We start from the raw sequence: 20,526 nt of genomic DNA on the forward strand, positions 1-20,526 counted from the left end.
CCGCGCATGAAGCTCTTCATCACCGGCGCCACGGGCTTCGTCGGCGCGCACGTCGCCCGTCTCGCCGCACAGCAGGGAGCCACGCTCCGTCTGCTCTCGCGCAGCACCTCTAACCGCAACAACCTTCCCACCAACGCCGACGTCGTCACCGGCGACCTCCGCAATCCTGCCACCTTCGCCTCATCCCTGCAAGGCTGCGACGCCCTTATCCACGTTGCCGCCGACTACCGCCTCTGGGTCCCGGACCCCGCCGAGATGTACAAGGCCAACGTCGAAGGCACCCGCCAGTTGCTGCGCCTCGCTCGCGAAGCCGGCTGTCCGCGCGTCGTCTACACCTCGTCGGTCGCGACGATGGGCTTCAAGTACGACGGCACCATCGTCGACGAGAACACGCCCGTCTCCGAAGCCGACATGATTGGCCACTACAAACGCTCCAAGTGGCTCGCCGAGCAGGTAGCCATCGACGCCGCACGCAGCGGCCAGCACGTCATCATCCTCAATCCCACTACGCCCATCGGCGCACTCGATACCAAGCCCACGCCTACCGGCCGCATCGTCGTCGACTTCCTCAATAAAAACTTCCCCGCCTACGTCGATACCGGCCTCAACCTCGTCGATGTCGAAGAGATCGCACGGATACACCTCGTCGCACTCGAACACGGTGCCCCAGCACTTACGATGCAGGACCGCTACATCCTCGGTGGCGAAAACCTCACGCTCAAGCAGATCCTCGACCGCCTCGCCGCCATCACCGGCCTGCCGTCACCAACGATGAAGGTCCCACACGCTGTCGCGATGGCCTTCGCCTTCTTCGATGAGACAATCACCGGCAAGCTCCGCGCCAAAGAACCACGCGCCACCGTCGAAGCCGTCCGCATGGGCCGCAAGATGATGTTCGCCAGCAGCGCAAAGGCCGAACGAGAACTCGGCCTCCGCGTCATGAGCGTCGACAACGCGCTACGCGCTGCCTGCGCCTGGTTCATCGCCAACGGCTACGCGCCCGCCCCGCCAAAATTCATCAGCTAACGTTCAGCCTGCGTGGAACCCCGCGCGCTGCATCGCAAGCCCAACCTCGGGGTTCTTCGCAAACGTCTCCCAAACGAAACTGCTGCGCAGGTTCTCCGCCATCAGCACGCCGATGCCGAGATCGATCCCCAGCACATCCGGGTCATACCACTTCGCCTGCGGATGGAACGCATCGCAGAACCCATATCGTCCCCACGCCTGTGCACCGTAGTTCTGCTTCAACAAGCGAAGCACGCGCAAACAATCCTTCGGCAGAAAGGGAAGTGACCCTGCCGTTGCATTCGGCACCACCGAACCATCCACGCCACCAAAGCTGCCGCCCGTCGTCGAAGGCCCACCCCACGCCGTGTATCCATGCTGCGAGTCCGACGCGCTGATCCCCCAGTAGTCGCGCGAATACGGCGGCCCCTGGTTAACGCAGAAAAACTCATGTGCCCGCGTCGCCGTCGCCGAGTTCTCAAAGTAGTTCGCAAACTTGTCGCGCTTCCCTCGAAAATCGAACCACGCATGGCTGTACTGATGCACAAACAGCGGATCGTTGCCGCCGATATAGTTGAATCCTGCATAGCTCATCCGTTGCCTGTCCCACGCGTCCCAGCAGCTCGCGTCTATCGGGTGCGTCGGCGAACCCAGCGCCAACAGATAAATCATCATCAGCTCGCAGTAGTGGTTCCAACGCGCGCTCAAAAAACCGCTCTCCGGGTGCCAGCCCATCGAAAACGTCTTGCCGCCATTCAGCATCCACGGCCAGTCCACGCGCTCATAGATCTTCGTCGCCAGGTGGTGCACCTCAGCACTGTCACTGAAGTGCGCCCGCGCCGTCAGCACCCCGCACAGTAGCAGCGCCGTATCAATCGACGATACCTCGTTCTTCGCAACCCGCGCACCGGTGTCAATGTCGTTGAAGTGGTAGAAGAACCCGCGATTGTTATACAGCCTGTCCGCATGGAACCGCAGCGTTCGTTGCACCTGTTCCAGCAGTTGCGCATGGGGCATATACCCGCGCTTGTCCGCGATGCACAGTGCGCTCAATCCAAAGCCCGTCGCTGCAATGCTCGCCATCTTCCGCGGATCGAGCTTGCCATCGCTCGCAGCCATGGCGCGGTCCAGCACCTGGCCGTTCCGAGGCCCTGCCTGCTCCACAAAGTACAGGCACCCGCGGCGTTCCATCTCGTCCAGAAACGCATCATCGTCTGCGCGTAACCCATGCGCAGGAGACCACGCCACAGCGGGAACAGCCTGCAACGCAGCCGCTCCTGCCGCTATCTGCAAAAACTTCCGTCGTAGCACTCTGCTACCTCCCGACGATCAGCACGGCCAGCCCATGCGCCGGAACCGTCACTTGCAGTTTGCCATGGTCCAGCCGCAGATGCTCAGGAGGAGCCATCGCCGCCGCCGCGCGTAGTTTCATCACCTGCTCATGCGTCAGGCTGCCCTGGGGTCTCCCCATCGCGTCGAAAGCCTTCAGCACATTGCCATGGTCGTCATCCACGCGCAGCACTTCAACCGGAGCATTCTCCGCGACATGCTCCACATGCAAATCGAACACCTTCACAGGCCCCGCCGGCCCGCTAGGCATCGTGTAGTTCGCACCTGTCCCAGTCGGCGGAGCATAGTCCCACAACGCCACTTCAACCTTGCCATCGGGAGACTTCGTCGCCAGTGCAGAGTCCGACTCCACCTTGATCCGCTCATCTCCCAGCCGATGCAGAATCTCGAAGACATGGAACACCGGTTTCTCAATGTGGTCCGTCGCTATCAAACCGAAGCCGCCATAGAACGGCGTCCGCGGCACGCCCTGCTCTTCGAACACATCAGAGAACGACCAATAACTCATGCTCTCCGTCAGTCCATCGCACAGCCGAATGTTGTTCGCCAGCCAAGGCCCCATGTAGGTCGAGTCCGTCACGTTCGGCTCATTCGCATAGCTCGCGTTGTACTCCGAGAAGATCAGCGGAAGATGCGGATACGCCGAGTGCTCGATCTCTTCATGCACCTTCTTCACCGACCGGTACACCATCACATCGCGCGGAATGTTCTCGTCGGTATGAAACACATCCTGCGCGCGATCGTTCGCGTACACATGCGTCGACACAAAATCTACTGGCACGTTCTCTGCTTTCACGTGCGCAAGGAACGGCGTCACCCAGGCCGCCTGCGCCGTCGCCGGCCCACCCACCTGTATGCGCGGCGACACCGACTTCAAAGCCCGCGCCGTGTGGTCATACAACTCAAAGTACGTCGGCTGATTAGGCCGCCCACCCCAGAAGTCCAGGTTCGGTTCATTCCACACCTCGAACTTCCACTTGGCCACCTCATCCATGCCATAACGATCGATCAGGTGCTGTGCGAACGCCTTGATCATTGCATCCCATGCCGCATAGTCCTTCGGCGGCGACACATCCGGGTGATACCAGAACGGATGCAGCATGTTCGGATCGGCCGCCATCTTCTTCGGCATAAAACTCATCTCGACAAACGGCTGCACACCATTCTCCAGCAGGCTGTCATAGATCTGATCGACATACGTGAAGTTATAGACAGATGCATCGTTGGCCGCCTGCGCCGCCAGTCCAGGGTTCTTGGTTTTGCGGTCGGGGTCATACAGGCCAACCTCATCGTTGAAGATCCCATGAAACCGTATCGACTGAAACCCCGTCGCTGCCTTCACCGTGCGCAGGTCCTTGCGATAGTCATCCCGCAACTCCAGGATCGCGCGCCCTGAGCCAAACGTCTGTTCCCAGAAATGCGGGAAGGGCGTTGTCTTGGCGGCGGCATCTACAGTTACGGTCTCCTGCGCACAGGCCACAGCGCCTCCTGCAAGCAATGGCATCAACAAAAGAAGGGCAGAGCGGCAGAGCTTCAACGGTTGGTTCATGGTCTTCCTTATCTACATTCGTATAACAACGGACTACGCTGCGTGTCTCGTTCAATCCACATCAAGCAAGTGAGCGGGGAGGACACACCCAAAGGCATGCCCTCCCCGTATAGCAAGATCTGGGAGAAGGTCGTTAGAAGCTAAACCTTCCCTGTAGGGTGATCGTTCGTCCACTCAGTGCGGCCGTGTCCTGGCCAAAGTTAGTGGAGTTCACATTGTTGCTGACACTTCCAGGATTCAGATCGAGCAGGTTGAAGATGTTGAAGATATCGGCACGAATCTCAAACTTGGCATTGTTCCCCAGAAGCCTGGTATCGGGGAAGCCAAAGCCTTTCGCGATAGACATATCCAGATCGCGATAGTTCGGGCCATCAAAGGTGTTGCGATCGGCACCAGGCGTCCCCGGAAGCGCAAGATTATTGGCAGGGAAGCCAGTGCCATTGCTGGACTGGATGGCGTTGTAGAAGTTCGGTACGTTGAAGTACTGGTTGGAGTACGCGACAACCGTACCCGGCGTACCGTTCACCGTAGCGGTCGTCGTCGCCTGGTTGTTCTGAATATTGTAGAAGTTGCTGGCGTTCGAAGTGGGTAGCGCCTCAAACGCAGCGTTGCCGTGGCTATGCTTAGCCCCTCCCAGGTACTGCGGACGAAGGTTGTAGTATCCGCACTGCGAGCAGTACAGCGAATCCGAGATGCCATAGTTCGGGGTCCAGGGCAGGCCCGTGTGCAGGTTCAGAATGCCGCTGATCGACCATTCGCCGGCAACCTTCTCCAGCCAGCGGTGGTCGCCATGGAAGAACACAGGCTGCCAAAGCCCGAACGCCTTGAACGATTTGCTGATGTTGAAATCCGACCTGCCGTACGAGTACCCGGCGCCTTGCGGGAAGTACTCATCCTCGAAGTAAGGACCCGAGCCATCTGTATCCATGCTCTTCGCAAACATAAACTGCGCGTCTGCGGAGAACTGGTGCGAGAACGGATGCTTCAACTCAAGCAGCAGCGCGTGGTTGTTCCCACTGCCCTCATTCGTCCAGTAGTCGCCACCAGTCACCAAAGGATTTTGTGCGACACCCGCAACAGCCGCAGGCGCAATCGGGTTCTCATGTGCGATCAGGTGCCGCGACAGGCTGCCCTGATAGCCAACCGACGCCACTAGCCAGTCGTGCAGGAACTGGTACTCCGTGTCGAGTGAGAAGTGGTGAGCATACTGCGTTGCGAGATTGCCTTGTCCGTTTCCAAACAGCGTGACATTCGCATTGCCAGCCGTCGGAAGGTTCGCCGTGTTGTACGTCGTGATCGCGTGCGGATTCGCAGCGAACCCGAACAGATTCGTCGGGCTGCTGGAGACACCGTACAAGATATTGGCGCCGCCCGTACCCGGGTTGGTTGGGCTCGCATAGGCAAAGCTTGGATAGTACGTCGAGGGCGGATTGTTGAAAGTGTTCGCCGTGATGGCGATCTCTTCCTGGTTGAAGTTCAGTCCATAGCCACCACGCACCGTCACGGCATTCTTGAACATCGTCGGCGCCCAGTTGAATCCCAGCTGCGGACCGAAGTTGCCCTTCTGCGGGTTCCACAGGTTACCACCCTGTGTTACATAGAGCCCGGTATACGCCGCAGCTCCCGCTCCAAAGTGCGCGACCGACACGCTGTTCTGCTTGTCATAAAGCGCGCCGAAGTACGAGTACCGCAGCCCGGCATGCAGTGTAAGGTTCGTCCGCGCCTTCCAGTCGTCCTGCACAAACGCGCCAAACAGGTTCTCGCGGTCGTCCTGCCGCGCCGTCTGCGGAGCACCCGTCAGAGGATTGAAACCGCCGCTCTCCGACGATGGAGCATCGTTCAGAAAATCCCAGATGTTGTAGAAGTTGTAGCTCGGCCGGTTGATGTTCTGGTTCAGATAATGCAGGCTGGTATACTCGCCGCCGAACTTGACGGTGTGCTGTCCAAGTATCTTCGTGGCGACATCTTTATAGCCATACGTCCACTGGTTCAGCACGCTCGGCAGTTCCGAACCGAAAGATGCCGCGAGCCCCGTGCCGGTGTTGCCGTTGTTCACAAGACTCGGCGCCACATCCACAGGGTTCGCATTCGGAAGGCCAAACGGCGCGTTCGGATTCGACGTGATCTCGTTCCAGCGATATCCCGCGGCGTTAGCACGCGCCTCATTCAGGAATGACGGCGAGAAGGTGTGATTGTAGATGACCGAGAAGGCATCGTTGATCTGATTGCGCGAGTAGAGGTTGTACGCCCGGTTGCCGTTGTTGTACTGCGTATAGCCCTGCGGCACCCAGTAGATCGCGAACGCAAGGTGGTCCTTCGACGTCACGTTCGCATCCGCACGCCCGTTGAACTGGCGGTAGTAGGTGCTCGAGGGATTCACCGTGATGTAGTCGGCGATATCCGCAGTCGTGGTGTTGATGCCGCTACCCACACCGGGGTTCTGTGCCGTGCCCGTGGCCGTAAGGTCTTGTGTCCCGAGCGCAGTCGTCAAAGGGGAACCGAGATTCAATCCCTGACCGGCGATGGTGTTGCAGTTCACGCCTTCCTGCAAGCCAACGTTCGCGCAACCTTCATTAGTCGTTACGATGCCAGTGCTGTTTACGGTGCTGCCAGGAAAGTTGAGGAACGTAGACGCAACACTGCCGGAAGGAGCGAGTGCAGCAAATGCAGGCGTCGTGTACCAACCCGTTGTTACATCATTTGCATTCGACGGAGAGCTCTCAAAGGCGAAAAACGCAAACACCCTGTTCTTCAGAATTGGGCCACCAAGGCTGCCGCCATACTGATTGAAGTCCTTGTTGTCGCGGATCGGTGTGCCGCCACCGGAGTACCGGTTGTACGCATTTAGTCCCGGACGATGGATCGCAAGAAACGCGCTGCCATGCAGCTGGTTCGTACCGCTCTTCGAAGTCACCATCGTCTGTGCACCGCTGAAGCGACCGTTCTCCGCGTCGTAGTCGTTGGTCACAATGCGGACGTTGTCGATCGAGTCTTCCGTCGGAGTGATCACGGTCGTACCGCCCCACACCGCGCTTACCGTGCTGATGCCGTCGATCGTGATGCCATTCGTCTCATACTGGCCGCCGTTGGCGTTCGACTGCGGGCCGTTCTCTGTGGGAGCCTGCCCGCTTGAGGCTGATCCACCCGGGCCCTGGTTTGCGCCAAGCTGGTACACACCACCACCGGAAGCCTGCGAGCCATCCGAGATCGTCCCCGGCGCCAGCTGCGTCAGGGTAAACACGTCGCGGTTGAACGACGGAGTATGTTGAATGTCATTGGAGCTGATGGTCGCGCCGATGTTCGCAGTCTCAGTGTCGACTGCCGGTGTCGTCGAGGCATCCACCGTAACGCTGGTGTCCACCGCTCCCAGCTGCAGCTTCACCGTGATGGCGTTCGCCTGCTCAGGAATCAGCTGCAGGTTGTCCAATACCTGCGTCTTGAATCCGCTCTTCTCCACCGTCAGTTTGAACTGGTCCGCGGGCAGGGCATTGAAGTTGTACACGCCATCGTCGCCACTGGTCCGCACCTGCGTCGCGTTGGTGGCTTTGTCGACCAGCGTCAGCTTCGCGCCGGGGACCGACGCGCCATCGGGGTCTGTCACCGACCCTTGAATCGAAGTGCGGTACTGTGCGTGCGCAGCGCTCGCCATCACGACGAAAAATAACGCCACCACGCCTGCCTTCATCCAACTCCGGCAGAGCATCATGGCTCGGCGTCCAGGGCTGGACATACTGCGATCAATCTGTTGCATAGCGCCTCCATTGGAACACTTGGCCAGACGGTTTCAAACTTGAAAGCTGCCTTGCAGATGCTTTAGCTTCATTGCTTAGGCAAACGTTTGAGCCAGCCTGCAATATCGTCCTTTCCCACCACCTCTGTCAACCCGGCCTTATGCCCCTGTACACAGTTTTCCGCAATGTGAAAGACTCTTCACCGTGCCGACTCCACGCAAACCCAGCAAGTCGAATGCTCGTTCAGCCCGTCCCGGCGCGCCCGCATCGCTGGCCACGCTCTCTGCGCATCTCGGTCTCTCCGCGGCCGCCATCTCCCGGGTGCTGAATGGCGTTCCCGCAGCCCGCTCTATTCCCAAAGCCACGCAGGACCGCATCTTCGCTGCCGCCAAAGAGTTCAACTACCGTCCCAACATTCTCGCCCGGAGTCTGCAGCGCGGCCACTCCATGACGGTGGGTGTCCTAATGCCCGAGGTCTCCGAAGGCTACGCTACCCTCGTCCTTGCGGGCATCGAGCAGGCGCTGCTCCAGGCGGGTTACTTCTACTTCCTCAACAGTCACCACCACCGCGCCGAGCTCATCGAGCGCTCCATGCGCATGTTTGAAGAGCGATCCGTAGATGGGATGATCGCCATCGACACCGTGTTGCATGAGGTTTCGCATTTGCCTACCGTCACCGTCTCCTGCCCCCTGCAGCAGGACGATGTCACCAACATCACCCTCAACCACCGCCGCGCCGCCGAGCTGGCCTTCGACCACCTCTCTGGTCTTGGACACACCAGCGTCGCCGTCATTAAGGGCCAGCAATTCAGTTCGGATACGGAGCCGCGCTGGCAGGCTATCCGCCATGCCGCCGCCAAAGCCCGCATCACGCTCGATACGAAACTCGTCGCGCAGCTCGAAGGCGACGCTCCGACCAGCGAGCCTGGTTACTTCGCAGCGCAGCGCCTGCTTGCCGCCAATACGCCTTTCAGCGCGCTCTTCACCTTCAACGATGTCTCCGCCATCGGCGCCATTCGCGCCCTCCGCGAGGCCGGCCTCCTCGTCCCGCAGGACGTCTCGGTCGTTGGCTTCGACGATGTGCAGTCGGCCGCCTTCCAGAACCCCGGCCTCACCACCGTGCGCCAGCCGCTCCGCACCATGGGCATCCTCGCCGCCGAATCCCTCGTCCACCAGATCGCCGCGCCAGCCGGCCACATCCCCGCCAAGCAGCTCATGGTCGACCCCGAACTCATCGTCCGCGAGTCCACCTGTCCGCCCCCCGCACGCAGGCAGCTACGCTAGACCACACTCGTACAATAGTTGCTGGATGCCACCTTCGCTCGCCATCATCGCCGCGCTCCCACGCGAGATCGCCCTACTCGTCCGCGGTACAAAGCCCGACACACAGCTTCTCCGTCGCAACATCCATCTCTACACGCTGCCCAACGTGATCGTCGTTGCCGCAGGCATGGGTGCTAACCGCGCCACACTCGCCGTCGAAGCCGCTCTCGCTGCCGCTCCCATCGCGACGCTCATCTCCACTGGCCTCGTCGGTGCCTGTACACCAGCACTGCGTCCCGGCGACGTCGCCGAAGCCGGCCTCATCATCGCCTCGAACACCGGCGAGCGCTTCGTTACAGCCTCACCGCAATCGCCCACACTCGTTACCGCCGCCAGCATCGCCAGCATCGACGAGAAGCGCCGCCTCGCCGCCACCTACAATGCCGCGATGGTCGACATGGAAGCTGCCACCGTCGCCCGCCTCGCTGCCGCGCACGGTCTGCGCCTCCGCGCGATCAAGGCTGTCTCCGACGCATATGACTTCGAACTCGCAGCACTCAGCCGCTTCGCCACACCCGACGGCCAGTTCCGCACCGGCGCCTTCGCCCTCTACACCGCACTGCGTCCGCATCTCTGGTCTACTGCGGCGCACCTAGGCCGTAACAGCACGCTCGCTCTCAAAAACCTCCACACACGCCTGCTAGAGATCATCGCCGCTGAACCGGTATCCTAGAAGGGAACGCAAGAAAGCTGAAGTATTCCATGTCCGAACCGATCCCCAGCACCATGCAAGCCGCGGTCTACCGCAACATCGACACCGTCACCACTGAGACCACCGCTGTCCCCGCCATCGACTCCGGTGAGGTCCTCGTCCGCATCGACACCTGCGGCATCTGCGGCACTGATCTAAAAAAAATCCACACCGGCTCCCACTCCGCCCCGCGCGTCTTCGGGCATGAGATGGCAGGCACCATCGCCGCCATCGGCTCAGGCGTCAAGGGTTTCGCCGTCGGAGACCGCGTCATGGCCTTCCACCACATCCCCTGCGGCCACTGCTTTTACTGCCGCAAGCAAACCTTCGCGCAGTGTGAGACCTACAAAAAAGTCGGCACCACCGCCGGCCTCGGCGAACCCGCGGGTGGCGGCTTCGCGCAGTACATCCGCGTTATGGACTGGATTGTGGGCGATGGTGTGACACCCGCCGGCCTCATCCACATCCCCGACGACATCCCCTTCGAGCAGGCCGCCTTCATCGAGCCCGTCAACACCTGCTTCAAGGCCATCAAACTCCTCGACCTCCAGCCTGACGAGACGGTCCTCGTCATCGGGCAGGGAAGCATCGGCATCATCCTCGCCGCTCTGGCCGCCCAAACAGGTGCCACCGTTCTCACCTCCGACATGTACCCCGAGCGCCATGCCATCGCCGCACAGTTCGGCCTCAACCACCCACTCGACGCCCGCGGAGACGTCGTCGCCGCCTGCAAGTCCGCCACCGAAGGCCGCGGCGCCGACGTCGCCCTCGTAGCCGTCGGTGCCGACGCCCTCATCGCCACCGCGATGAACGCCATCCGCCCCGGCGGCCGCGTCATGCTCTTCGCCAGCACGCAGCACGGCACGGCCCCCTTCGACCCCGCCGCCGTCTGCATGGACGAGAAGACACTCATGGGCTCCTACTCCGCTTCGGTCGCCATCCAGCAGGAGGGTATCGACCTCGTCTTCGAGGGCTACCGCAGCGGCAAGCTCGACCTCACCAAGCTCATCTCCCACCGCTTCCTACTCGATGAAGCCTCGGAGGCCGTCCACCTGGCCTCCAACCCGCAACCCGACTCGATGAAGATCGTCCTCAAACCCTGAGGTCTACCGCGACCGCCGGAGCACTACCACCCCACCCACAAACAGCATCATCCCCGCGCCCCCCAGCAGCAGAATCGCATGTCTGTAAGCGGCCTGCACGCTCGGCGGCGTAGCCCGCGTAGAGTCCAGGCATTGCGAGCACCCTTGCCCCAGCGCCTGCATGCTGAAGATAAACAGCACCAGCCCACTCAGCGTCAGCCAGCGCAAGAGAGAAGCGCGGCTCACTGCCCAAACTCCAGCAGGATAAACAGGAACAGCCACAGCAGGCCCATCACGTGCCAGTACCACACCGTGCCGTCCACCAGCACCTGCCGCGTCAGCATCGACCGCGACCGCCACAGCACCAGCAGCGCCCCTGCCAGCGCGCCGATCCCCAGAAACAGATGTACCGCGTGCGTCACGGTAATCAGGTAGAAGAAGTGGCTGCTCATGCTGGAGGCGAAGAACACATGCTGCGCCTGCAACTGCCTCCACGCAATCCACTGCCCGGCCAGGAACATCATCCCCAGTACCAGCGTCGCCGCCAGCCACGCGCTCGCGCGATTCGACACCGGCCTGCCGAACCCGAACCACTCATCCATCGTCTTCTTCTCGTCGAACATCCCCTGCCGCGCAATCTCGGCCGACACTGAACTCAGCAGCAGCACCGCCGTATTCAGCCACAGGATCGACGGGATCGCCGTCGGCAGCCACTCATTGATGTAGTGACTGTAGGCATCAAAGTGCCCGCTCTGCTTGTTCACAAAGAAGATGCTCACCAGCGCGACGAAGAACATCATGTCGCCGCCCAGCGCAAAGAACAGCCCTACCCGCGCCGACGACAGCCGTTCTCTCGGCCCGCGGTGCCCCTGCGGACGGTTGTTCCAGTTCTCGCCGTCGCCATTGCCACCCGTGCGCTTGTCCGTTGGCGGCTTCTGGCCGTTGCCGGTACCGCCAGCGCCCTCGTCGCCGTCATGGCGATCTCGTTTGCGGTCGATCTCCGGTGGTGTCAGGATGGTCGGCATAGGCGCCCCACAAATCGCGTCAATATCATCAGCTTACTCTGCTTCTCCCCGCAACGGAATGGGAATCCCGCTCACGGCCTCTGGCTCTGCCCACTGCGGCACAAATCCCTCGCCATCCTGTTCATAACAACATGGCTCTCGAACCACCCTTACCTTCGGCCCTTCGTCATCCATCGCCCCGGGCGCCCACTCCAGCGTCGTCGCTCCCCACGGGTTTTCCTCAGTCAGCTTCGGCCCGCGCGCCGTCCGCTGTATGTTCCAGAAGAACAGCACCTGCGCCGCAATCAGCACCACGGCCGAGTATGTAATATGCCGTTGCAGCGGCATCGTCAGCGCCAGCAGCCGCGCTCCCGGCCCGGCGATCCCGTTCAGCTGCGCATAGTGCCTCGGCTCGCCGCCCAGCCCCGTAATGTACATCGGCAGAAACGTCCCATACGCCGCCAGCAGCGTCAGCCAGAAGTGCCACCGCCCCAACCGCTCCGACAGCTGCCGCCGAAATACCAGCGGATACCAGTAATGCACTGCGCAGAAGATCCCGAAGATCGCCGCCATCGACATGATCAGGTGAAAGTGCGCAATCACAAAGAATGTGTTGTGCAGGTACTCATCCAAAATCGGCTGAGCTAAAACTGGTCCGGTGAGGCCACCGGTAATAAAGAACGACACAAATCCCAGCGCATACAGCATGGGCGTTGCCATCGGCTTTCGCTGGCCTCCCGGCGCACGCGACCCCCACGCCGTCACCAGCCAGCTCAGCACCTTCGCGCTTGACGGCAGCGCAATCGCCAGCGACGCCACGCTGAACACCGTCCCTGCAAACGGATTCAACCCGGCCACAAACATATGGTGTCCCCACACCACAATCCCCAGCAGGCCAATCAGCAGCGTCGTCGCAATCATCAGCCTGTACGCGAACACCCGCCGTCGCGCAAAGTTCGCAATCACCATCGACACCAGCCCCATCCCCGGCAATATCGCGATATACACCTCCGGATGCCCGAAGAACCAGAACAGGTGCAGCCACAGCAGCGGCGACCCGTCCCCGCGATGCTCGATCATCACCCCATTGATCCACTCCTGCCCCGGCACAAAGAACCCGCTATGCAGGTGCCGGTCGCAGAACAGCAGCACGAGCGCCGCCAGCAGCACACTGAACGCTGGCACGCTCAGCAGCGCCGCCGTAAACCACGCCCACACGGTCAGAGGCAACCGCTCCCACGTCATCCCCTCACACCGACGCTTCACAATCGTCGTCAGCGTAATCACTGCATTCATCGTCCCGGCCACGCAGAACAACGCGATGCTCGCCATCCACAGGTCCATCCCCGCGCCTTGGCCCGGCCCAGCCAGCGGGCTTTCGGACAGCGGCGGATACGCCGTCCAGCCGCCAATCGGCGCACCTCCCGGCACAAAGAACGCCGCCAGCGCGGCCACCAGCGCCAGCCACATCGTCCACATCCCCAGCGCATTCAGCCGCGGAAACGCCATCCGCCGCGTCCCAATCTGCGCCGGCAGAATCAAGTTCCCAAACCCCGAGAGAGGCGCCACCGTCAGCACAAAGAACAGCATCAACGTGCCGTGCATCGTCACAATCGCCAGGTACTCCTCCGGCAGCACCGGCCCATGCAGCGGCAGTGACCAGTCCGGCCATGTTAAATGCAGCCGCATCACCAGCGACAGCAGCATCCCCACCGCCACCGCCACCAGCGAGATCGCCACATATCCCAACCCAACATCCCGATGCCGCGTCGAAAACACCCTCATCGCGACACCTCACTCTCGAACCGCGCCTTCGCCAGCTCACGCTGCGTCAGCCACGCATCGAACTCCTTCGCCGGCAGCACCCGCAGCACCGACTGCATCCGATAGTGCCCCAGCCCGCATACCTGCGTACACAAAATCGCGTACTCGCCCGGTACTGTCGGCGTGAAGTGGATATGCGCCGTTTGCCCCGGCACCGCATTCTGCTTCAGCCGCATCTCCGGCGCGGAAAACCCATGGATTACATCCAGCGACCGCAGCGTCAGGTCCACCTCGCGCCCCGCCGGCAGCACCAGCTGGCTCGTCACAATGTCGTCCTTACCCTTCGGGTCCGTCGGGTCGATCCCCAGCGAATTGCCCTCCGCCGCCGATACCAGCGGCAGCTTCGTCCGCCCAAACGCCGCATCCACCCCCGGGTACCGGAAGTACCATGCAAACTGCTCGCCCGTCACCTCCACCTGCATCGCCGCCGGGTCCGCGCCCACATAGCGTTGAGATGCCCAAAGCTGCTCGCTCTTCGTCGCCAGCCACGCAAACAGCGCCGTCAACGCCAGCAGCGGCAGATACTCCAGCATCACCACCGGCAGCTTCGCCCGCCTGCGCCGCACCATCACCCCCACCAGCAGCAACCCATGGGCCAGCACCGCGAGCCCCAGCACGATCCAAAGGTTCAGCATCAGGTGAGCATCCAGCGCAGGCCCATGCAGCGCCGCATCGCGCGGCAAAAACCACCCCCACCGCACCACATCACTTGTCTGCAAAGAAGCCATCACCACAATTGTAGGCCGTGCACACACATAGGTAGCCTTGGGCTTTAGCCCAAGGTCTCATAGGCTGATAAAAGAACGAAGGGGCATCAGCCCCGGTCCTTGCTCGCCTTCACCATCTCCAGAAAATACGCATGCACTCGCGGATCTTCTGTTAGCTCCGGATGAAACGTAGCTGCCAGCAGCCGCCCTTCGCGCACCAGCGTCGGATGCCCATCGCGCGCCGCCAGCACCTGAACGTCCTTGCCCACACGGCTGATCCTCGGCGCGCGGATAAACACCATCTCCAGCGGCCCGCCGGGCAGGGAAGTCTCCTCGTTCAAAATCACCGAGTCGTTCTGCCGCCCGTACGCATTTCGCTCCACCCCCACATCCAGCACCGCGAACGACTTCTGCGGCGGGTTCGTCACCTCGTTCGCCAGCAGGATGCAACCCGCGCACGTCCCAAACACGGGATGCGTCTGCACAAACTCATTCAGCGTGTCATAGAACCCCACCCGCTCCAGGTTCTTCAAAAACGTCGTGGACTCGCCCCCAGGGATCACCAGCCCATCCAGCCCGGCCAGCTCCTCCGGTTTGCGCACCAGGCGCACCTCTGCCCCCAACTCCTCCAGCCGCTTTGCATGGACGTCAAACGCCCCCTGCAGCGCCAGCACTCCGATCTTCACCGTGTCGTTCCTCAATTGCCGTCAGCTCTCCCTTCGAGTAGTTTGTCAGCAAGCCCCTCATCACCGCCGCGCGCCCGAAAGGACATCGCCGATGCAATCCGAGCACTCCTTGGCGCGCAGGCACCTCTTCATTCTAGGCTTCATCTGCCCCATCGTCCCCGTCATCTACCTCATCGTGCGCAAGTAGCACCACCGCGTTCCGAAGACCACAAAAGGCTCTGCAGCCTACCTCGCTGCAGAGCCTCCGTTCCATTCGGAATGTTGTTACCAGCCGCGATGCTGCATCATGTCGGCGTCTTCGATCGCGCTCACGGCCAGCCCCTTCATCGCGCCCAGGCAGTCTTCGCTGGCCTGCGCAATGATCGCCGGATCGTTGTAGTGCGTCGCCGCCAGCACAATCGCCTTCGCTCGGCTCTCCGCCTCCGCGCGCTCCTCCGGATTCTTGAACTCGCCTTCCTTTACGCCGAAGAGCTTCGCCTCCTCCGCATCGTAGCGGCCCACTTCAAGACGAATATTGCCTTCCTTCATAAAGATGCCTGAACCCACAAATACCGTCTCCGCGCCCAGCTGCATCATCATCGCTGCATCCGCCGGCGTCGCAATGCCGCCAGCCGAGAAGTTCGGCACCGGCAGCTTGCCCGTCTTCGCCACCATCACCACCAGCTCATACGGTGCGCGCAGGTTCTTCGCGGCAGCATAAAGCTCCTGCTCGCTCAGCACCGTCAGCGCCTTCATCTCGCTCGTGATCTGCCGCATGTGCTTCACCGCGTGGATCACATCGCCCGTGCCCGGCTCGCCCTTCGTGCGAATCATCGCCGCGCCTTCAGCAATACGCCGCAGCGCCTCGCCCAGGTCTTTCGCACCGCAAACGAACGGCGTCTTGAACGCATGCTTGTCGATGTGGTGCAGCTCATCCGCCGGCGTCAGCACCTCGCTCTCGTCGATAAAGTCCACCGACAGCGTCTCCAGCACCTGCGCCTCGACGAAGTGTCCAATGCGCGCCTTCGCCATCACCGGAATACTCACGGCCTTCTGGATCGCCTTGATCATTCCCGGATGCGACATGCGCGCCACCCCGCCCTGCGCCCGGATCATCGCCGGCACGCGTTCCAGCGCCATCACTGCCACGGCGCCTGCGGCCTCCGCAATCACCGCCTGGTCGACGTCCATCACATCCATGATGACGCCGCCCTTAAGCATCTCAGCCAGCCCGACCTTCAGTCGCAGACCTGCGCCATTGCTTGAGCCATTGCCGTTAACATGCTGTGCCATCGTGGAGCCTCCCTGCAGCGCGGGAAAAGAGTTGAAAATGTCCGCGCCAGAAGCTAAGTTTAGCAGTTTTGAAACACAGCCGTGACACGACCTCACCGGGAAGCCTGTCATCCTGCCCAGAAGCTTCTCGTCTCACCGTAAAAGCCTGTCATCGCGACCGCAGGCCACAGGCCGTAGCGGAGAGATCCCTGTATTTCGAGGGCGCCTGCTCAGCACACGCAGCACCTTCCTGCGACCACACTATCAACAGGATGCAGCTACACCGCTTCCGCCACCGTCGCCTCGGCGTCCAGCTTCACCGGCTCCTTCGGTGTCACCGCCTCCGGCTGCTGCGCACCCAGCCTCATCTCCGGGTTCGCCGAGATGTGCATGAACCAGTCCTGCGCGCTCATCCCCGAAACCTTCTTCTTGCCGCCACTCGTCGTCTCCACCTGTGCCCGCTTGTACGTCCCATCCGGCTGCAACACACGCGCCTTGATGTCATCCCGCAAATACGCCTCCAGGATCTCGTCCCGCAGCCGCCGCTTCGCCGCCTCGTCCTCGACAGGGAAGACCACCTCGCAACGCTCATACAGGTTCCGCACCATCCAGTCAGCGCTGCCTGCAAACACCTCTTCGCTGCCGCCATTCGCAAACCAGAAGATCCGGCTATGCTCCAGGAACCGCCCCACAATCGACCGCACACGAATCCTCTCGCTCAGCCCCTTCACACCCGGCCGCAGCGCGCACATCCCACGCACAATCAGGTCAGTCTCTACGCCAGCCTGCGACGCCGTATACAGCGCCTCGATCGTCGGCTCATCCAGCAGCCCATTCATCTTGGCGATAATCCGCGCCTTCCGTCCTGCCTTCGCATGTTCGGTCTCACGAGCGATCAGCCGCAGAAAATCCTTCGCCAGCGTCACCGGCGCCACCATCAGCGGACGATACGCATCCGTCCCTGTCTCCCACTCTGCCGTCAGGTAGCGGAACACCTTCATCACCGCCTCGGTCACCTCCGGCCGGCACGTCAGCAGGCTGATGTCCGTATAAAATCTCGCGGTCACCGGGTTGTAGTTGCCCGTACCCAGGTGCGCATAGCTCCGCACAATCCCATCCGAGTCCCGCCGCACAATCAGCGCCAGCTTGCAGTGCGTCTTGTACCCGAAGATCCCATGGAACACCTGCACGCCCGCATCTTCCAGCTCGCGCGACCAGCGAATGTTCGACGACTCATCGAACCGCGCCATCAGCTCCACCACCACCATCACGTCCTTCGACTGCGCCGCCTCGCGCAGCGCCCCAAAGATCGTCGAGTCCGCGCTCGTCCGGTACAGCGTCTGCTTGATCGAGATCACACTCGGATCGCCCGACCCCGCCTCGATAAACTCCTCCACCGTGTTGTAGCTGTCATACGGATGGTGCAGCAGAATGTCGCCCCTGCGCAGTTCTGCAAAGATGTTCCGGCTCTTATCCAGCTTCAGCCGTCGTCCATGGAACTCCACAAACTTCAGGCTCTCCTGCTTGATCGCGCCATACAGCGAAAACAGCCGTGACAGGCTCACCGGCGCCGTCGTCGGAAACACCTGCCACGGCTCCAGCTCGAAGTTCCCGCGCAGCCGTTCCACAATCTCTTCGCTCGCGCCGTCCTCAATCTCCAGCCTTACCGCATCGCCCTTGCGCCGGTTGTGCAGCTCCTCGGCCACCGTCTCCAGCAGCGACCGGCTCTCTTCTTCCTGCATGTACAAATTGCTGTTTCGAGTCACCCGGAACGTTGCGCGGTCCAGAATGTTGTACCCCCGGAACATCCCCTCCAGGTGCGCCTCAATCAGGTCCTCCAGCCGTAAAAACCCGCGCCGCCCATCGCGCTCCGGCAGCGCGATCAGCGTCGGCAGCGCGCGAGGAATCGTTACCACTCCCAGCACCTTCGGGCTGGTCGCGTTCTTAGCTCTGCGCTTATGCCGCAGCAACAGTGCCAGGCACAGCGCCTTGTTCAGCACCCGCGGAAACGGATGCGCCGGGTCCAGCGTCACCGGCGTCAGCAGCGGGTCGATCTCCTCATGAAAGTACCGTTGCGCGAACGCCCGGTCCGCCTCGCGCAGCTGCTTCCACTGCACAATCCTTATCCCTGCGGTCCCCAGCGCCGGTGCGAGCTTCTTGTTCCAGCACTCCGCCTGGTCTTTCGCAAACCCATGCAGGATCTCCTGCAGCTGCGCCATGCGTTCGTTCTGGGTAAAGCCGCCGTCATCCGGCCGTTGCGGCAGCCCCAGCTCCTCTTCCATCTTCTGCAGGATGCCCGCCACCCGGATCTCCACAAACTCATCCAGGTTGCTCGCCGTAATCGCCAGGAACTTCACCCGCTCCAGCAGCGGATTGCTCGCATCTTCCGCCTCTTCCAGCACGCGCCGGTTGAACTGCATCCAGCTCTCATCGCGGTTGATAAACCGCCCGCCCGGCAGGCTCTTGGCGACGCGACGCGCTGGCCGTACCGTTGCCTCTCCGGCGGCCGCCGCCGTCCCCACCGCAGGTGTCTGCTTCCGAGTCGTCATAGCCTTCGTACACCCTCAAATCATCTATCTGCAGAAACTGCCACGAATCTATCCCAGCCCATGTCACAGGAGTGTGACGTTTCGGCAACAAGTTGCCCAACTCCCGGTGCCACACGCCTCCCACGGCAATTTCGCCAACCAAACCGCCTCTCGTGCATCTAACTCCATGAGCCCTAAACCCATAGGCCGTACCTAAGGGTACTCCAGCCCGCACGAACGAAGGAGCATCGCATGACCCCCATCCGCACCCTCTCCGCCCTTACCCTCGCCACCGCGCTTACCCTTAGCGCTTCGGCCTTTGCCCAGATCGGCCAGGACCTCAAGAACGCCGGCCACAACACCGCCGACGCCTCCAAAACGGCAGCCCACGACACCGCCAGCGGCACCAAAAAGGTCTATCACAAGACCGTCAGCGGCACGAAGACCGCCACCCACGATACCGAGCACGGCACCAAGGTCGCGGCCCACAAAACCGATGAAGGCACCAAGACTGCTTACCATAAAACCGTCAACGGCACGAAGACCGTCGGGCACGACACCGCTCACGGCACCAAAGTAGCCGCCCACAAAACCGAGAACGGCACCACCCACGTTGTCCACAAGATCCAGGGCAAACCCGAGCACCCCGCCGAAACCAACCCCCACAACTAACTCGTCAAACAGCGATCGAACTCTCGAAGGGGCACGGCTTTAGCTGAAGCCGTGCCCCTTCAGACAGCAGCATCAGCGCGGCTTCAGCCGCTGAGGTTCGTCTGGTGAACCCCACGGCCTCAGGCAGTCATTCTTGCGAGCGGCTCGGAACCCACCGCTATCCGCCTCCGCTCCTCCCCCACAAACACCCCCGAGCACGCCGCGACCAGCGCGATCCAGTACGCGTCCGCACCCAGCAGATGCAGCACCTGCATCCACGTCGGAGCCAGCAGCAGCACATCGGTCACGCCCAGCACGATCTGCAGTGCAATCAACCCCAGCACCCAGCGTCCAATTCGCGACCGCAGACTTACACTCAGCCACACCGCGCACGCCAGCGCAATCACACTCGCCGCCGGATGCAGCCACCGCATCCGGATCAGCAACGGCGCATGGGCCGCAAAGTCCTGCATCAACCCCCTCTGCAAATCTGGAGAAGGGAACAGCGTGTCCGCCAGCGCAGCCACCGCGCCCGTCGCGCCCACAAGCAGAGTCGTCGCCAGCGCAACCCACGCCACCACGCGCGACCGCCCCTCCAGCGCCATCACCGTACCGCCACGCAGCCACCACCACGTCAGCGTCATCGCGCCCAGCAGCAGCAGGGTGTTCGAAAAATGTATCCCCTGCACAATCACTCGTGCCGTTGACGCATTGTTCTCGACGTACCCGCCCTTCACCAGCACCGCGCCCAGCGCGCCTTCGGTCAGCAGCAGCACTCCGGTCCACACCACCGCGCGCCGCGCAATATCGCCCTTCTCCCGCGCCATGAACACCCATGCAATCAGCCCCACCACCAGCCACGTACATACGCCCGTCAGCGACCGGTGCACATACTCAATCACCGTCGCAATCCGCGGATGATGCGGAATGATCTCTCCATTGCACAGCGGCCAGTGGTTCCCGCACCCATTACCGGACCCGGTCGCGCGCACCACCGCGCCCTCCACAATCACCAGCACCATGAACCCCACCACAAACGCGGCATACCCGCTGATCCCACGCCCACGCCGCAACCAATTCACCATCGCGCCCATACCCACGATTGTAGTCTTCGCCATACCGACCCCGCGTATCCCCCGTCACA

16 protein-coding genes are annotated in these 20,526 nt (G+C 61.8%); 5 read left to right on the forward strand and 11 right to left on the reverse strand.

Annotated features, from left to right (window positions below; translation table 11 throughout):
• Nucleotides 1–6: 6 nt before the first annotated feature.
• Complete coding sequence (gene hpnA, locus GOB94_RS00730; protein WP_182277064.1) at nt 7–1,026, forward strand: hopanoid-associated sugar epimerase; 1,020 nt, start codon at nt 7–9, stop codon at nt 1,024–1,026.
• Between the two features lie 3 nt (nt 1,027–1,029).
• Here the strand turns inward: hpnA and GOB94_RS00735 are convergent, their stop codons facing one another.
• The 3 genes from GOB94_RS00735 to GOB94_RS00745 all read right to left on the reverse strand — a co-directional run bounded on the left by GOB94_RS00735 (nt 1,030) and on the right by GOB94_RS00745 (nt 7,655).
• Nucleotides 1,030–2,316 carry a glucoamylase family protein gene (locus GOB94_RS00735; protein WP_182277065.1) on the reverse strand — a complete coding sequence of 429 codons (1,287 nt, stop codon included), beginning with the start codon at nt 2,314–2,316 and terminating at the stop codon, nt 1,030–1,032.
• Nucleotides 2,317–2,320: 4 nt separating this feature from the next.
• Nucleotides 2,321–3,835 (reverse strand): glycosyl hydrolase family 39, encoded by a 1,515-nt coding sequence (locus GOB94_RS00740; RefSeq protein ID WP_255484122.1) that lies wholly within the window; start codon nt 3,833–3,835, stop codon nt 2,321–2,323.
• 202 nt (nt 3,836–4,037) lie between these two features.
• Nucleotides 4,038–7,655, reverse strand: coding sequence for a carboxypeptidase regulatory-like domain-containing protein (locus GOB94_RS00745; protein ID WP_255484123.1), 3,618 nt, complete (start codon nt 7,653–7,655; stop codon nt 4,038–4,040).
• A 184-nt stretch (nt 7,656–7,839) separates the two neighbouring features.
• Here GOB94_RS00745 and GOB94_RS00750 point away from each other — a divergent pair, with 184 nt between their 5' ends.
• The 3 genes from GOB94_RS00750 to GOB94_RS00760 are packed head-to-tail and all read left to right on the forward strand — an operon-like array spanning nt 7,840 to nt 10,752.
• Nucleotides 7,840–8,919, forward strand: coding sequence for a LacI family DNA-binding transcriptional regulator (locus tag GOB94_RS00750; RefSeq protein ID WP_182277067.1), 1,080 nt, complete (start codon nt 7,840–7,842; stop codon nt 8,917–8,919).
• A 25-nt stretch (nt 8,920–8,944) separates the two neighbouring features.
• Nucleotides 8,945–9,631, forward strand: coding sequence for a phosphorylase (locus GOB94_RS00755; RefSeq protein ID WP_182277068.1), 687 nt, complete (start codon nt 8,945–8,947; stop codon nt 9,629–9,631).
• Between the two features lie 29 nt (nt 9,632–9,660).
• A complete protein-coding gene (locus tag GOB94_RS00760; RefSeq protein ID WP_182277069.1) occupies nt 9,661–10,752 on the forward strand; it encodes an alcohol dehydrogenase catalytic domain-containing protein in 1,092 nt (363 codons plus the stop codon).
• Nucleotides 10,753–10,755: 3 nt separating this feature from the next.
• On the opposite strand, the gene GOB94_RS00765 is transcribed toward GOB94_RS00760, so the two are convergent.
• From GOB94_RS00765 to ppk1, 7 genes are all read right to left on the reverse strand, one after another.
• The gene (locus GOB94_RS00765; RefSeq protein WP_255484124.1) at nt 10,756–10,977 is read right to left on the reverse strand and encodes a copper resistance protein CopC; all 222 of its coding nucleotides are present in this window, start codon (nt 10,975–10,977) and stop codon (nt 10,756–10,758) included.
• Entirely contained in the window at nt 10,974–11,756 is a 783-nt protein-coding gene (locus GOB94_RS00770) for a cytochrome c oxidase subunit 3 (protein WP_182277070.1), read from the reverse strand. Before GOB94_RS00770 ends, GOB94_RS00765 begins: the two co-directional genes overlap by 4 nt.
• A 33-nt stretch (nt 11,757–11,789) precedes the next feature.
• Nucleotides 11,790–13,520, reverse strand: coding sequence for a cbb3-type cytochrome c oxidase subunit I (locus GOB94_RS00775; RefSeq protein WP_182277071.1), 1,731 nt, complete (start codon nt 13,518–13,520; stop codon nt 11,790–11,792).
• The gene (locus tag GOB94_RS00780) at nt 13,517–14,287 is read right to left on the reverse strand and encodes a cytochrome C oxidase subunit II (protein WP_182277072.1); all 771 of its coding nucleotides are present in this window, start codon (nt 14,285–14,287) and stop codon (nt 13,517–13,519) included. Before GOB94_RS00780 ends, GOB94_RS00775 begins: the two co-directional genes overlap by 4 nt.
• 86 nt (nt 14,288–14,373) lie before the next feature.
• Nucleotides 14,374–14,967 carry a pyridoxal 5'-phosphate synthase glutaminase subunit PdxT gene (gene pdxT / locus GOB94_RS00785; protein WP_255484125.1) on the reverse strand — a complete coding sequence of 198 codons (594 nt, stop codon included), beginning with the start codon at nt 14,965–14,967 and terminating at the stop codon, nt 14,374–14,376.
• A gap of 249 nt (nt 14,968–15,216) precedes the next feature.
• Nucleotides 15,217–16,224, reverse strand: a complete 1,008-nt coding sequence (gene pdxS, locus GOB94_RS00790) for a pyridoxal 5'-phosphate synthase lyase subunit PdxS (protein ID WP_182277073.1) — start codon at nt 16,222–16,224, stop codon at nt 15,217–15,219.
• 257 nt (nt 16,225–16,481) lie between these two features.
• The gene (gene ppk1 / locus GOB94_RS00795) at nt 16,482–18,752 is read right to left on the reverse strand and encodes a polyphosphate kinase 1 (RefSeq protein ID WP_182277074.1); all 2,271 of its coding nucleotides are present in this window, start codon (nt 18,750–18,752) and stop codon (nt 16,482–16,484) included.
• A 231-nt stretch (nt 18,753–18,983) separates the two neighbouring features.
• On the opposite strand from ppk1, the gene GOB94_RS00800 reads away from it, so the two are divergent.
• Nucleotides 18,984–19,403 carry a hypothetical protein gene (locus tag GOB94_RS00800; protein ID WP_182277075.1) on the forward strand — a complete coding sequence of 140 codons (420 nt, stop codon included), beginning with the start codon at nt 18,984–18,986 and terminating at the stop codon, nt 19,401–19,403.
• A gap of 119 nt (nt 19,404–19,522) precedes the next feature.
• Here the strand turns inward: GOB94_RS00800 and GOB94_RS00805 are convergent, their stop codons facing one another.
• A complete protein-coding gene (locus GOB94_RS00805; protein WP_255484126.1) occupies nt 19,523–20,500 on the reverse strand; it encodes a COX15/CtaA family protein in 978 nt (325 codons plus the stop codon).
• Nucleotides 20,501–20,526: the final 26 nt, after the last annotated feature.

The organism is Granulicella sp. 5B5, assembly GCF_014083945.1.
GTDB lineage: Bacteria > Acidobacteriota > Terriglobia > Terriglobales > Acidobacteriaceae > Granulicella.